The organism is Streptococcus suis (assembly GCF_002964575.1).
GTDB classification, from domain to species: Bacteria; Bacillota; Bacilli; order Lactobacillales; family Streptococcaceae; genus Streptococcus; species Streptococcus suis_R.
Genome location: NZ_POQQ01000089.1, coordinates 116,269 through 132,604 on the forward strand (window position 1 = coordinate 116,269; position 16,336 = coordinate 132,604).

General features: G+C 42.1%; 9 protein-coding genes. All 9 read left to right on the forward strand.

The window, feature by feature from the left end:
- Positions 1 to 13: 13 nt before the first annotated feature.
- The 9 genes from C1E58_RS11510 (at position 14) to C1E58_RS11550 (ending at position 16,305) form a co-directional block, all read left to right on the forward strand.
- A complete protein-coding gene (locus C1E58_RS11510) occupies positions 14 to 6,112 on the forward strand; it encodes a ZmpA/ZmpB/ZmpC family metallo-endopeptidase (RefSeq protein ID WP_105210422.1) in 6,099 nt (2,032 codons plus the stop codon).
- A gap of 134 nt (positions 6,113 to 6,246) precedes the next feature.
- The gene (locus C1E58_RS11515) at positions 6,247 to 6,621 is read left to right on the forward strand and encodes a DUF1149 family protein (protein WP_105210423.1); all 375 of its coding nucleotides are present in this window, start codon (positions 6,247 to 6,249) and stop codon (positions 6,619 to 6,621) included.
- 1 nt (position 6,622) lies between these two features.
- Positions 6,623 to 7,474, forward strand: coding sequence for a DegV family protein (locus C1E58_RS11520; RefSeq protein ID WP_105210424.1), 852 nt, complete (start codon positions 6,623 to 6,625; stop codon positions 7,472 to 7,474).
- An 8-nt stretch (positions 7,475 to 7,482) separates the two neighbouring features.
- Positions 7,483 to 8,250: a 4-hydroxy-tetrahydrodipicolinate reductase gene (gene dapB / locus C1E58_RS11525; RefSeq protein ID WP_105210425.1), complete on the forward strand. Its 768-nt coding sequence runs from the start codon at positions 7,483 to 7,485 to the stop codon at positions 8,248 to 8,250.
- Positions 8,247 to 9,458, forward strand: coding sequence for a CCA tRNA nucleotidyltransferase (locus C1E58_RS11530; RefSeq protein ID WP_105210426.1), 1,212 nt, complete (start codon positions 8,247 to 8,249; stop codon positions 9,456 to 9,458). Before dapB ends, C1E58_RS11530 begins: the two co-directional genes overlap by 4 nt.
- Entirely contained in the window at positions 9,451 to 11,319 is a 1,869-nt protein-coding gene (locus C1E58_RS11535; RefSeq protein ID WP_105210427.1) for an ABC-F family ATP-binding cassette domain-containing protein, read from the forward strand. The genes C1E58_RS11530 and C1E58_RS11535 overlap by 8 nt, the downstream gene beginning before the upstream one ends.
- Positions 11,320 to 11,655, forward strand: a complete 336-nt coding sequence (locus C1E58_RS11540; RefSeq protein ID WP_105210428.1) for a hypothetical protein — start codon at positions 11,320 to 11,322, stop codon at positions 11,653 to 11,655. It abuts the gene before it with no gap.
- 93 nt (positions 11,656 to 11,748) lie between these two features.
- Positions 11,749 to 12,708: an ROK family glucokinase gene (locus C1E58_RS11545; RefSeq protein ID WP_105210429.1), complete on the forward strand. Its 960-nt coding sequence runs from the start codon at positions 11,749 to 11,751 to the stop codon at positions 12,706 to 12,708.
- A 222-nt stretch (positions 12,709 to 12,930) separates the two neighbouring features.
- Entirely contained in the window at positions 12,931 to 16,305 is a 3,375-nt protein-coding gene (locus C1E58_RS11550) for a MucBP domain-containing protein (protein WP_105210430.1), read from the forward strand.
- The last annotated feature ends 31 nt before the right edge of the window (positions 16,306 to 16,336 follow it).

A 16,336-nucleotide genomic window follows, 5' to 3' on the forward strand; every position in this document is an offset into this window, starting at 1 on the left:
GAAGGAGCTTCATATGTTTTGGAAGGAAAAGCAAAATAAGTTTTCTATTCGTACATTTAATAGAGGCGTTGCATCAGTTATTATTGGTATGACTGCCGCCTTATTTTTTGTACCAAATTTGGCTATTAAAGCAGAATTGACTGCTCTTGCCCATACAAATGTAGCAAGAGAACAGATCTCCTATAAGTATGTCCTTTATTCGGAACTGACATCAGATGAGAAGGCACGAATTCAAGCGACCATTCCAGCAAGGCAGGTTGGAGATGCTCATACTTACTATATGGTCTATCGTCCAAAGACAAATTTGCCTCTAACAGGAGATATCCCGACTTTTACAAGTAGTCTGGTTGGTTTAGGGCTATTGATTATCGGTCTATCTCTTACAAAAGATAGGAAAAAACGAATTGTTAGAAGTCTGATTATTTTAACTGCTACAGGTAGTCTTTCAGTGACTGCAATTTCTACAGGTAGCCTCTCAGGTTTTGATAAACAATTTACCCTTGCTATAGGTGAAGCTTTGCCACAAGCAGTGATTTCTATAGATCAACATGAATTTGTAGGTTTTATTTTAGAAGGGGATGAAAATTATGAGACAATCACAGTAACAGAAGCAAATGCTGGTGAACAGAAGTCGTCAAGCGAATTGATATTGCCAAATACATTGGTTGAGGGAATATCTAAGCATTCAGAAGCTCCCGTTCCACCATCAACAGAAGCCGACGTTCTACCTGAGGAACCAACAGCGCCCGTAGTCCCAATTGCCCCAGTTACGGAAGATCCAGAAACTCCGGCACCACCATCAACAGAAGCCGAAGTTCTACCTGAGGCACCAACAGATCCAGTTGTCCCAAGTTCTCCAGTTACTGAAGATCCAGAAGCTCCCGTCACTCCGGCACCACCATCAACAGAAGCCGAAGTTCTGCCTGAGGCACCAACAGAGCCTGTAGTCCCAGTTACTCCAGTTACTGAAGATCCAGAAGCTCCCGTTCCACCATCAACAGAGGGCGAAGTTCTTCCAGAATCCCCAACAGATCCCGTCGCTCCAAGTGACCCAGTAACGAAAGAACCAGAGGTTCCAGTCACTCCTGTTCCACCATCAACAGAGGACGAAGTTCTGCCCGAGGCACCAACAGAGCCTGTAGTCCCAAGTTCTCCAGTTACTGAACAACCAGAAGTCCCCGTCACTCCCGTTCCACCATCAATAGAATCCGAAGTTCTACCCGAGGAACCAACAGAGCCTGTAGTCCCAGTTGCTCCGAGTGACCCAGTTACTGAACAGCCAGAAGCTCCAGAAACTCCCGTCCCACCATCAACAGAAGATGAGGTTCTACCCGAGGAACCAACAGCTCCCGTTGTCCCAATTGCCCCAGTTACGGACGAGCCAGAAGCTCCCGTCACTCCGGCGCCACCATCAACAGAGGGCGAAGTTCTTCCAGAATCCCCAACAGATCCCGTCGCTCCAAGTGACCCAGTAACGGAAGAACCAGAGGTTCCAGTCACTCCTGTTCCACCATCAACAGGAGCCGAAGTTCTACCTGAGGAACCAGCAGATCCAGTTGTCCCAAGTTCTCCAGTTGCTGAAGATCCAGAAGCTCCCGTCACTCCGGCACCACCATCAACAGAGGCCGAAGTTCTTCCAGAAACTCCAACGGATCCCGTCGCTCCAAGTGACCCAGTAACGGAAGAACCAGAAACTCCCGTTCCACCATCAACAGAAGATGAAGTTCTACCCGAGGACCCAACAGAGCCTGTAGTCCCAGTTGCCCCAGTTACTGAACAACCAGAAGTCCCCGTCACTCCCGTTCCACCATCAACAGAGGGCGAAGTTCTACCCGAGGAACCAACAGATCCCGTTGTCCCAATTGCCCCAGTTACGGACGAGCCAGAAGCTCCCGTCACTCCGGCGCCACCATCAACAGAGGGCGAAGTTCTTCCAGAATCCCCAACAGATCCCGTCGCTCCAAGTTCTCCAGTTACGGAAGAACCAGAAGAACCTATTAAAACCAAACCGGAGTTAGTTTTATCAATTCTTAAAGAAAATGTAGATGATAGGAGTGTAGAAGTAAGCTATACTTTGATAGACAATGATTCTACATTTGTCAAGGCTATGGTATCTCTATACAAAGGGGGTGAATTAGTCACAGAAAAAGAAATTCTAACACAAGAAGAGCTATACAAGGTTCCATTTGCCGACTTGCTGCTGAACACTGACTATGAAGTAAAAACACGATTTACCTATAATTTAGGTAGTGATGATGTGGAAGAAGAGCTCAGAACAGAAAAATTTGAACTAGAGAATAAGTTGCTGGAATTTCGATCTTACAATAGTATTGAGCTGTATCAAGTTGATGAATTTGGCGAGAAAACAAGGATTACAGCCTTGACTAGCGCTCCAATTTCTTCAGAAAACTACCTTGTTAAGATTTCTACTGTAAACAACAAAGATATTTATCTTCCAGTTGATAGCTTTGAGAATGCTGACAAGGGGATTATGGTAAATATTATTCATCCAAAATTGGTTAAGTTTAACCAGAATAATAATGGTTTTGATGAAAATCATACCTTTATGATTGATAAACTTGTCTTGCAAGAGGGGGCCTACAGTAAATTTAGTGAATTAGTAGATGCTATCAATAACAATCCTAGTGGCACTTATTATCTAGCTGCTGATATGGTTGTTGATAAGGAGGTTTCGACTGACACCTACGTTACCAAAGAATTTACTGGAAGTCTGAAGAGCCTAGGTGGGCAAAAGGCCTACTCGATTTTACAGTTAGATAGACCGCTTTTCAGCACTCTTAAGAATGCTAGGGTCGAAAATATCTCCTTAAAAGATGTGGCCATTGTAAATGATCAAACAGCAGTAGCTGCCTTAGCAAAAAAAGCAGATAAAGCTACCATTGATAAGGTCACTGTTTCAGGAAATATTACGGCCAAACAAAATATTGCTGGTTTGGTTTACGAAGCAACAAATGGTACAAGCATTAGCAATTCCATCATCGATGTCAGATTAAATAATACAGCAAGCCATGAAATCTACTATATGGGTGGTGTTACAGGAATACTAAATAGTTCAACCATTGACAAGGTAAGGGTTAATGTGGCAATTGATGCTAAGACAGCAAGTGGCCGCGGACAAAAAATTGGTGGTGTCACTTCGGATATGATTTTATCTACGATTACCAATGCCTATGTTACAGGAAATATCCAGGCTACAGCACCTGCTGATACTGGAGGTTTTGTAGGTACAGCTAGGATGTCTGTCTTGAATAATATTGCAACAGGTGTATCTGTTACCAATGGAGGTATCATTGCTTCGGCACAAAATCTATATACTACACACGGGTCAATGCCAACCAATATTTATAGTGTTGAAGGTCATGCAACAGGCCAACCAAATCCTACCATTCAGTCTACAAGCCTTTCTCAAGAAGCCGTGCTAGAGAAAATCAAGGCATGGGGAATTCCAACAACACCAACCACAACAGGACAGGAAAATAGCGACAGTCAGTCGAATTCAGTGCAGACCATCGATTATAATCAGGTTCAAAATGCTCAGGCTAAACGAAGAACTGCCTATGAAAATACGTCTAAGTTGTTGCCATTCTATGACCGGAATACGATTGTTAAATATGGTAACTTGATTGATGAAGCGAGTAATCTCTATAGCAAGCCTATCCAGTCAGTTCTGACCTTGAATGAGGATGGAGTAGCAACAAATATCTATGACCAACACGCTTCCTTGACCAAATTACTGATCCATTATGAAGATGGAACTTCAGAAGTTCTACCTTTGGTATTTAATGGAGAGTACGGTAACACCAAGGTTGTTGAATACCGCTTAGGTGAACAACTCCTCTATACACCAGAACAATTACTATCTCTGGAAACCAGTTTCATTGATGAACTAGTGACAGCATTTTCTCAGGTTGATCTTGACAGCCAAGAGATGGCTGACATCTTACATATCCAAACTGCAGACAAGACCGCCAAACTAAAAGACTTGTATTTAGATGAATCCTTTGCAGAAGTCAAAGACAATCTCGAAGTCCATATCAAAGGTTTGCTGGCCAATAGACAGGTAGTTGATACCACAAGCAAGGCTGTCAGGGATGTCATTAAAAAAGAATTCTTGGCAGATAAAGAAAAAATTATGTTCGCTCTTGCCTACCTCAATAGGCTATATGGTATTACATACGGAGATACCAATATCAAGAATATTGTGCTCCATCATGCGGATTTCTATAAGCGTCAATTAGATACTCTAGGCTGGTTGAGGTCATTTACGGATAAACTCACCAAGCATGATGATCAGTTCTATGTTTCGCAAAATGGCTACGAAGATATGTATTTTGACAGATTAACACTTGCCAATAATGCAGCTATTCATAAGGAACGTTTTGGAGCACTCTCTAGTCAGCTTGGAACAGTTCGTGATTTCTTGGAATACAATAAGAAATTGTTCTTGGGAGAAACTGATTCAAGGAAGTGGTTTAAAGAAGCGACCAATGCCTTTGTTTATGAAATTCCATCCAATGCAAACTCTAGCATTGACACCAGTCTATATAGTCATTTGGGACGTATTCCACGTTATGAAAAATACTACTTGCCATTGCTTAATATCAAGGAGAAGGATGATATTTTCGTAATGAGCTCAATGGCAACAGTAGCCTTCGGTGGTTACGGAAGATATGTGGATACGGCTTTGAAAAAGACCAATCCAGAACAATATTACCAAGCAGTTAAGACAGTACAGACAGGTCGGATACCGAAACACGGGAAACGATTAGGTGACTTTTTGGATATGTGGTATCAAATGGCAGATTCTAATCTGAGAGATAAGTTTATCCAACGCTCAACTGAAATTTGGGATGGTTACTGGATCAAGGATTCAAATGCATTTGAAGACCACGCTGATAAACGGCGGTGGGCTGGTAAATATGATCAGGAATACCGCTATGTTCAGGAGTTGGCAGGTGCCTTGAATGAATGGCATAGACAATCAAGAGATAGTGCCTTTTCAGATACAGTAACCTTTGTGAAATTTTCAAATCGGGACATGTTATCTGATCTAGGGGATTCAACTATGAGTCATGAATTGGTCCATAACTATGATGAAACCATCATGTTGGATGGTCATAAGCGTCGTCCTGGTCAAGATGCAGAATCCTATGCTATGGGCTTGTTGCAGTCATCAGCTGGTGGAGGTATTTATTACTATGGCTTTAATTTCATGAATGAACATAGTCCAAATACCCCACACAATGTTTCAAGTAGTCGCTTCAAAACAAAAGAGGATTTACAAACCTATCTAAAAGGAGTCTTTGATGTGACCTACCTCTTGGATGCAGTCGAAATCCAAGCCATTGCCACTAAGGGGAAAGAGGCTTATCCTTACTTCTTTAACAAGATAGAGTTGGTCCCAGCCAATGAAGCAACTGTCAGCCAGTCTTTAAACTACCAAAACACTCATGATCGTATTAGGAAATTGAGTAATGAGGAACTGGCTAACTTGAACATTACCACTATCAACGATGCGATTGACCATGCACTAGTTGCCAAATCCTCACTTTTGCTGGAACAAGACTATTTACGCGAAAATTTGAAGAACTATTATTTCGTACCGCTCTATTATCCGATTTATGCAGGCTTGCAAAATAATAGTGGTACTGTTGGTGGTTTACAATTCCGTAAGACGGCCTTGGAGCTATTAGCAGCAAAAGGTTGGGAAGAAGGCTTTATTCCTTATGCAACAGACAAGCTAAAAGCGGAAGCTGAGGCGGCAGGTCGTCTACTATCTGATCAGTTTATTTTTGAAAAAATATTTGCTGGACAATTTACGGATTATGCAAGCTTCAAAAAAGCTATGTATAAAGAACGCTGGGATAAGAAGGATAGACTGAAAGCCATCACGATTAGCTTCAATGGTCAGACTGAAACAATAGATAATATTGAAACGCTGAGTAGGCTGATGGCGGAGGCAGTTGATAAAGATTATCAGGCCGCTAAGAATAAGCAAGCAGGATTTAATCGCCAAGGTTTGAAAGATGCTATTTTGAAAGCCTATGTCGGATTAACGGATAGTTTTACCTCCTCCATATTTACAGATTGACCGAGGTCAATTCTCATTACCTTTTGGGAAGAAGTTGAAAGATAGTATTTTCGCCTTCTTCCTTTTATTTTTTCCCAATTCTCCCTTGAACTGTGATATAATAAGCATAGTATTGTTTATAGGAGAAATTAGACATGGAAATCATTCGCGAAAAAGAATTTGTCAATCAGTATCACTTTGATGCCCGCAATCATGCTTGGGAAAAGGAAAATGGGGTTCCAGAAACGAAATTAAATGTTGATTTCCAACTACTTGAACGCAATGAAGAAGAAAATAAAACATCAATGATTACTATTTTGCGTTTCATCATTGTTTTGAACCATTTTGTTATTTCTGGTGCTATGAGCCAGGCGATTCATTTACAAGGTCGTTACGTAAATGAACCGACAGAATTTACAGAGGAAGAAAAACGGACATTAGTTGAGCCACTATTGGATATGTTGAAACGCATGACCTATGACGTTACAGAGATTGCCTTTGATGCCCCTGGTGTAAATTTGGAGTTTTAGGATGAAACTAGCAGTTATTACAGACTCATCAGCTGTGTTGAATTTTGAGAGTTTTAGAAGAGAAGATTTATTCGTCTTACATATTCCAGTCAATATTGACGGAGAAAATTATATCGAAGGTCAAAATTTGACCGTTGAAGAATTTTATCAAAAAATGGCCTCATCAAAGGATTTGCCAAAGACCAGCCAACCAAGTTTGATGGAGTTGGACGACATTTTGGCAAGTTTGAAAGAAAAAGGCTATACGCACGCGCTAGGCTTGTTCTTATCGTCAGGTATTTCTGGTTTTTACCAAAATATCCAGTATCTGGCAGAAGAATATGAAGGCCTGACGGTTGCCTTCCCAGATACAAAAATAACTTCAGCACCTTTAGGTATGATGGTTGAAAATGTACTCAAATGGGCCGATGAAGGTCAGAGCTTTGAAGAAATTATTGGCAAATTGAACCAAGAAATTGGCAAGACCACAGCCTTTATTATGGTCGATGACCTTAATCACCTAGTAAAAGGTGGTCGCTTGTCCAATGGTGCCGCCTTGCTAGGTAATCTCTTGAGTATTAAGCCAATTTTATACTTCACAGGTGAAGGTAAGATTGAAGTTTATGAAAAAGTTCGGACTGAGAAAAAGGCGATCAAGCGCTTGTTAGAAATTCTTCAAGAACAAACGAAAAATGGTCACTACCAAATTGCCATCATTCATGCCAATGCGCCTGAAAAAGCTGAAAACTTTAAACAGCAGTTGGAAGAAGCAGGGGTAGGTAGTGATTTGCCAATCGTATCATTTGGTTCAGTCATTGGTACGCATTTGGGAGAAGGGGCAGTGGCCTTTGGTATTTCTCCCATCATTGAATAGGAGTTTGCATGACAATTAAGGTAATTATTGCAGGATTCAAAGGCAAAATGGGCTCAACAGCAGTTGAGATGGTCAAGGGTGACGCAGAACTTCGTTTAGCTGCCTTGGTAGATCCATTTGCGACAGAAACAGAAATAGATGGTGTTCCTGTTTTCAAGTCAAAAGAAGAAGTGGCTGGCCTAGACGCACATGTCTGGGTGGATTTTACAACACCAAAATTTGCCTATGAAAACACTCGTTTTGCCTTGGAAAACGGCTTTGCTCCTGTGGTTGGAACGACGGGATTTACCCCAGAAGAAATTGAAGAATTGACAGTCTTGTCTGCTGAGAAAGGCTTGGGTGGCTTGATTGCCCCTAACTTTGCTATTGGTGCTATCTTGCTCATGCAATTTGCAGCACAGGCAGCCAAGTATTTCCCAAATCTTGAAATCATCGAATTACACCACGATAAGAAGAAGGATGCACCGAGTGGTACTGCTGTCAAAACGGCCGAACTCATTTCACAAGTCCGTCAGTCACAGACTCAAGGTGCAGCGGATGAAGAAGAACTGATTGCTGGCGCTCGCGGTGCAGAATTTGACGGCTTCCGTATCCACTCAGTACGCTTGCCAGGCCTTGTTGCCCATCAGGAAGTGATTTTTGGGGCACAGGGCGAAGGCTTGACCATTCGTCATGACTCTTACGATCGTATTTCCTTTATGGGCGGTGTCAATCTCGGCATTAAAGAGGTAGTCAAACGCTCACAACTCGTTTATGGTTTGGAACACTTATTATGAAATTAAACAATCTGCCTTCTGAGTTTCAGGAGGCTTTGCCGATTTTAGAGAAAATTAAAGCTGCAGGTTTCGAGGCCTATTTTGTTGGCGGTTCGGTACGGGATGCCATTCTGGGCAGACCTATTCATGATGTCGACATTGCCACTTCCAGCTATCCACAAGAAACCAAGCAAATCTTCCCGCGGACTATTGATGTGGGGATTGAGCATGGAACTGTCCTAGTCTTGGAAGGCGGAAAAGAGTATGAAATCACCACTTTTCGGACAGAGGAAGAGTATGTAGACTACCGTCGTCCAAGTCAGGTTTCTTTTGTGCGTTCCTTGGAAGAGGACCTTAAACGCCGAGACTTCACGGTTAATGCTTTTGCCCTTGATGAAGAGGCTCAAATCGTTGACCTCTTTGATGGACTGACCGACTTGGAAAACCGCACTCTGCGTGCTGTAGGTATTCCTGCGGAACGGTTTAATGAAGATGCCCTCCGTATCATGCGGGGCTTTCGCTTTGCGGCGACCTTGGACTTTGAGATTGAGCCGACTACCTTCACAGCTATGGTTGAAACCGCACCGCTTTTGGAAAAAATCTCCGTGGAGCGTAGCTTTATCGAGTTTGATAAACTCTTGATGGCGGATTTTTGGCGAAAAGGCTTGCGTGCTCTGATTGATTCCAAGGCCTACAATTTCTTGCCTGATTTAGCTGGAAAAAGTGATGAATTAGAGACCATGCTAACAAGTCTGACAGCAGAATTTCGCTTTTCGACTTCTGAACAAGCTTGGGCCATGCTCTTTGTCTGCCTAGGTATTGATAACATCAAGTCCTTCCTGAAAAAATGGAAAACCAGCAATGATTTCCAACGCACTGTGGTCAAGCTGGTAGAGATTTACCAGCTTCGCCAAGCAGGACCTGTTAACAAGCAAATCTGTTTCAAGTATGGCAAAGAATTCTTGTACTTGGTAGAGGAACTCCGTCAAGCACAGGGATTAACTACAGATTTTGCAGCAATTGACCAGATTGATCAGTCTTTAACTATCCACGACAAGCATGAAATTGTTGTCAATGGAGGACATCTGATGCAGGCATTTGACCTCAAACCAGGTCCAGTTTTGGGAAATCTACTCAAGCAGGTTGAGTATGAGATTGTTGAGGGAAATTTGCCCAATGAAGAGGCAACCATTATGGCATTTGTAAGAGGGAGATTAGATAATGAGTGATTTTATCGTTGAACACCTGACTAAATCTGTCGGAGATAAAACGGTCTTTGCTGATCTGTCTTTCATCATCCATCAAGGCGACCGAATTGGGATTATTGGGGTCAATGGTACAGGAAAGACGACTTTGTTGGATGTTCTGTCAGGTCGCATCGGTTTTGACGGAGATGTGTCGCCTTTTCGCACTAAAAATGCCTATAAAATCGCCTACCTGACCCAGGAACCTGATTTTGATGACAGTAAGACAGTTTTAGACACCGTCCTTTCTTCTGACCTCCGTGAAACCCAACTGATTCGTGAATACGAGCTGTTCTTATCTCATTACGATGAAGCCAGTCAAGCAAGACTGGAGAAAGTCATGGCAGAGATGGATTCTCTCAATGCTTGGGAGATTGAAAGTCAGGTCAAGACTGTCTTGTCGAAACTCGGTCTAACAGACCTCAACAAAACTGTTGCTGAGTTATCAGGTGGTTTACGTAGGCGAGTGCAATTGGCCCAAGTTCTCCTTGGCAATGCTGACTTGCTCTTGCTGGATGAACCGACTAACCACTTGGACATTGATACTATTGAGTGGTTGACGACTTTCTTGAAAAACACTAAAAAGTCAGTTCTCTTTATTACCCACGACCGCTATTTCTTGGACAATGTGGCGACACGGATTTTTGAATTGGACCGCGCCAGCTTAACCGAATATCAGGGAAATTATCAGGACTATGTTCGTTTAAAGGCAGAGCAGGACGAGCGAGATGCCGCCCTTCGCCATAAGAAAGAGCAACTTTACAAGCAGGAGCTGGCTTGGATGCGTAGACAACCCCAAGCTCGTGCAACCAAGCAGCAGGCTCGCATCAATCGTTTCCATGACCTCAAAGGCGATTTAGCCAATAAGATAGACGATAGCGAACTGGAAATCAATTTTGAAACCTCTCGTATCGGTAAAAAAGTTATTAACTTTGAAAATGTCTGCTTTTCCTATCCTGACAAGCCCATTTTAAAAGACTTTAACCTGCTCATTCAAAACAAGGACCGCATCGGAATTGTTGGTGATAATGGTAAGGGAAAATCTACCTTGCTCAATCTCATCGCAGGCGATTTACAGGCAGACAGCGGTAAGGTAGATATTGGTGAAACCATCCGTATCGGTTATTTCTCACAAACAATCAAAGGGCTAGACGAAAGCAAGCGGGTCATCAATTTCTTGCAGGAAGTGGCAGAAGAAGCTAAGACGACATCTGGTATGGTTTCTATCGCAGAACTCTTGGAGCAATTCCTCTTTCCACGTAATACCCACGGTACCCTGATTGAAAAATTGTCTGGTGGAGAGAAGAAGCGGCTATATTTGCTGAAAATTCTCTTGGAAAGACCCAATGTTCTCTTGCTGGACGAGCCGACTAACGACTTGGACATAGCGACTCTAACAGTCTTGGAACATTTCTTGCAGGGCTTTACTGGTCCAGTCATCACCGTTAGTCACGACCGTTATTTCCTAGACAAGGTAGCCAATAAAATCTTGGCTTTCGAAGATAGCGGTATTGAGACCTTCTTTGGCAACTACACGGACTACCTGGATGAGAAAGCCTTTCTGGCTTCCAGCTCTGCTATTTCCTTGGAAAAACCAAAGGAGAAAACCGAGAAGGTCAAAGAGAACAAGAAGCGGATGTCCTACTTTGAGAAGCAGGAATGGGCGACTATTGAGGAGGAGATTGCTGGCTTGGAGGAGCGGATTGCGGAAATCGAGGCGGAAATGTTGGCCTGTGGCAGTGACTTTACAAAATTGTCCGATTTGCAGCAGGAATTGGATGAGAAAAACGACCTGCTCTTGGAAAAATACGAGCGCTATGAGTATCTGAGCGAGTTGGAGGGCTAGATGAAAGTTCTTGTCATGTCTTATATGGTCATCTATCTCTTAGTGACCTTGGGAGCGGCTCTCTTTAGCTATCTCAAGACTAGGAAGATGAATGGGCTGCGGCTAGCTTTGACAGTCTTGTCTGTTCTCTTATTGGCAGTGACCTTGTATTTTTACGGGCAGGCCTACCATAATTGGCAGATGCTGGGCTTTGCCTTGGGATTTACCTTTATTTCTACTCTTTTTCTCTACAATGGAACCAAGGAAGGCAGTAACTTCACGGTTGCCATGCTCTTTTCTGTCGGTCGCTTTATCTTGCATATTCAATTTTTAGTTTTGCTCTATCTGTTCAGATAGGGCAATTTTTATACATACAATTTTATGAAAAGGCTTTACGCAAACCTTTGCATTGTGATATAATATAGAAAATACAAATGCAAGGAGAAGACTATGTCTAAAAAAATTATCGGTATTGACTTGGGTGGTACATCTGTAAAATTAGCCATTTTAACAACTGAAGGGGAAATCCAAGAAAAATGGTCCATCAAGACAAATATTTTGGATGAAGGAAGTCACATTGTTCCTGATATTACTGAAAGTATTCTACACCGCTTTGAAACTCATGGTTTGACAAAGGATGATTTCTTGGGTGTTGGTATGGGTTCGCCTGGTGTGGTTGATAGCGAAGCTGGTACTGTTATCGGTGCCTATAACCTCAACTGGAAAACCTTGCAAATGGTTAAAGAGCAGTTTGAATCTGCCCTTGGTTTACCATTCTTTATCGACAATGATGCAAACGTAGCGGCCCTTGGTGAGCAGTGGGTTGGTGCAGGAAACAACAATCCAAACGTTGTCTTTATGACCCTTGGAACTGGTGTTGGCGGTGGTGTCATCGCTGCTGGCAACCTCATTCGCGGTGTAAAAGGTGCTGGCGGTGAATTGGGCCATATCACAGTTGACTTTGATGAGCCATTTGCTTGTACTTGTGGTAAGAAAGGTTGTCTAGAAACAGTTGCTTCTGCGACAGGTATTGTCAACCTCAGCCGTCGTTATGCGGACCATTACGCTGGCGATGCAAAACTGAAACAAATGATTGATGATGGACAAGATGTAACGGCTAAAGATGTCTTTGATTTGGCAAAAGAAGGTGACGATTTGGCTTTGATTGTCTACCGTCATTTCTCAGAATACCTAGGTGTTGCTTGCGCAAACATTGCTGCAGTCCTCAATCCTGCCTACATCGTTCTGGGTGGTGGTGTGTCAGCAGCAGGTGACTTCTTATTGGATGGTGTTCGCAAGGTCTTTGCTGAAAACAGCTTCCCACAAATCAAGGAAAGCACGCAGATTGTCTTGGCAACACGTGGTAATGATGCAGGTGTCTTGGGCGCAGCATCGCTCGTCTTGAAATAATATCTAAAGCAGGGGGAACTCTGCTTTTTTAGCGTTTTCTTTATCATTGTAAATCAACTACGTAGATGGTTTTGGTTAGGTTATGCGATAAGCAGTAAGAACTGAACATTCAAAAAAAATCTTTTAATATCACTTGAAAAAATCTTAATATGTAATAAAATGACTATGTAAGTACTGTCTATTTATAATAACTGACATGATATCATATTAGGAGAAAAATTTATGGAACAAAAACATAAGTATGGATTTCGTAAACATAAGGCTGTCAAAGGACTTGGAGTGGCACTACTAGGTACAGTTGGCGTCCTTGCAGGTTCGTCATTGGTTTCTGCTAATGAGACTACTAATTCTGCAGTAGTGCAAACGAATCGTACGGTAGATGCAACGATTAGTAGAGTAAATTTCAATGATTTAACGGCGGAGCAAAAAGCACGAATTAAATCAGGTAATATTGATGAACAGCTTTCTTGGATCAATCCAGAGACAGGGAATTTTGAGTGGATTACTGGTTTTGTTGCCGTATATAAACCTTCTGGTAGTTGCCAAGTTGTTCCAGTGGATCCTGAGCCGGTACAACCAATCCTACCAACCCCACCATCATTAGTTCCACAAATCCCAGTAGTTCCTGGCACGCCACAAGTTCCACAAATCCCAGTTGTTCCTGGTACACCTCAAGTTGAACCACAAGTTCCACAAATCCCAGTAGTTCCTGGCACGCCACAAGTTCCACAAATCCCAGCAGTTCCTGGTGCACCTCAAGTTGAACCACAAGTTCCAGTAGCTCCTGTAGTAACGGTCACACCAAAAGCGGAAACACCTTCAACTGTTGCTCAGACAGTATCGAGGATAACTGGTATTCCTGCGAAATCTGTACAGTCTATTTTGCCAAAAACAGGCTCTGCTAGCTCAAAAACTATTGCTATTGCAGGGTTGGGTATGTTGACATTTGGTGGTTACTTATTGTTTAAGAACCGTAAAACAGGCAAACATGTAGCTATTGCTCTATTGGTTGCAGGAAGTATCGGAGTTTCTACACCGGTTCTTGCCAATTCATCAACCTTCCTTGATTTGGTTGAAAATGTCAAACTGCAACTAAATGCTCGCTTTACTCATACACCTGCAACAGATACTTGTTGGGAATATGTTGGCTATTATCCAGAAATCGCATCTGTACCTGCAGAAACACCTACAAGTCCTAACACTCTGCCTTCAGCTGATTTGACAACTGAGACACAGGAGAATAAGGGCAAGGTTACAGTTCACTATGTTGACGAAGAGGGCAATACAATAGCTGCTTCTAAAGAATTGGTAAATGCTGTTGTTTCTACTACTTATCGTACTAAAGTGACTGTAAACGGTGTAGAGGAAATTAAAGAAAATACTGTACCAAATGATCTTGACTATAATGCTACTGCCCTGAAAGTAAATACCATTGAATTCAACGGTGACACATATGAGTTTGTGGCTGTTAAAGGAAATGAAACTGGCAAAGTAGTAGCTGACGAGACAGAAGTTACTTATGTTTACCGTAAGGTTGCTCAACCAGTTGTCACTCGTGAAGAGCTTGATCCAATCCAAGAAACCGGTAAGGTTACTGTTCATTATGTCGATGAGGCTGGGAATAAACTTGCAGATTCTAAAGAACTGGTAAATGCAGTTCTTTCTACAACCTTCCGTACCAAGGTAACCACTGACGGTGTCGAAGAAATTAAAGAAAATAAAGTAGTCAGCGATGCAACCTATAATGCAGCAGCAGTTAAGGCGACTGTCTTGGAGTACAACGGCGAGACTTACGAGTTTGTGGCTGTTAAAGGAAATGAAACTGACAAAGTAGTAGCTGGCGAGACAGAAGTTACTTATGTTTACCGTAAGGTTGCTCAACCAGTTGTCACTCGTGAAGAGCTTGACCCAATCCAAGAAACCGGTAAGGTTACTGTTCATTATGTCGATGAGGCTGGTAATAAACTTGCGGATTCTAAGGAATTGGTAAGTGCTGTTATTTCTACAACCTTCCGTACCAAGGTAACCACTGACGGTGTCGAAGAAATTAAAGAAAATAAAGTAGTCAGCGATGCAACCTATAATGCAGCAGCAGTTAAGGCAACTGTCTTGGAGTACAACGGTGACACATATGAGTTTGTGGCTGTTAAAGGAAATGAAACTGGCAAAGTAGTAGCTGACGAGACAGAAGTTACTTATGTTTACCGTAAGGTTGCTCAACCTGTAGTAATTCGCAAAGATCTTGATCCAGTACAAGAAACAGGTACAGTAAATGTGCACTTTGTAGATGAAGAAGGTACACCAATTGCTCCATCTAAAGAATTGCTTAGCGGTGCTGTAAACATTATTTCTCGTACCAGCATTACTACAGATGGGGTCGAGGAAATTCAGACGACAACGACTCCGACTGGTGTAACCTATAATGCGGATAGTATTAGACAGGATGCAATTACCTTTAACAACAATAATTATGCATTTAAAGGTTTAGCTGAAAATTCTGCTCCAAGCCAAGGTACTTTGAAGGTTGGCACAACCGATGTAACATTTGTCTATCAACTTAAAAACAATACTCGAACTGAAACAGAAGAAGTTACAGAAACTAAAGGGTCAGTTATTGTTCGCTACCAAGACGAAGCAGGGAATACACTGAAACCAGAAGTTTCATTAGTAACTGATCGAGTTGTGACTAGGACGACTGTCAATAGAACTTATATCGATGGTGTACCAACTGATAGAGATACAAAAGTAGAAAATATTGGTGGTATTTACAATGCTGCTACTGTTAAGGAAGAACGAATCACAACAAATGATGGAGTTTATGTTCTAGCAGGAATTAACGGAGCTGAAGTTGAATCAGTGACAGAAGGTACAACTTATGTAACCTATATCTATCGTAAACTTGAGGCTTCAACTAAAGAAATTCGAGGAACAGTGATTACGCGTTATGTCAATGAAGTGACGGGTGAGGAAATTGTTCCATCTACTAAGGTTGTAGATAACCAACTTGTTGCAACAGTGGAAACCACTGCAATCAAGGGAGCAGATGGCTCTATTGTGGACACTAAGACTGTTACCACACCTACCTATTTGTTGTACAATACTACACTTGATAAAGCAGCAAAAGATAAAGTAATTGCTGGCATGCTTACTTCTCCAGTTGAATTTTTGGATACTACTACGGGTGCTACAGGGCAAATTGTAAATAACACAATTGTTAAAGGTACAAAAACATTTGTTGCATACGTTGCAAAATCTGATGCGCCTGCAATGAATCAAAATATTGATTATAGAGAGCAAGCAATTGCTCGTGGTTTCGACCCAGCTACAGAAGTAGAACGATTTAACGGAACAAGACAAGATAAAGTGGGGGAAAATTATTACGAGACTCGATATTATTCCTACACCTATACAAAAGAAATCACAGAGGAAGCACCAAAAGTTCCTTATATCTTTAGCCATGTAGATGTTGTAGAGGTTGGACATGTAAAAGAAGGGGAGACAATTATAACCTACTATTACAAACCAGCAAGTCTGTCTGTGACACCGACTGTTGAATATGATTCAATCGGTCTTACTCATTCTACAGTTGAGGCCTAGATTTTCAATTTTGGCAAATTTGTAGTTTTCA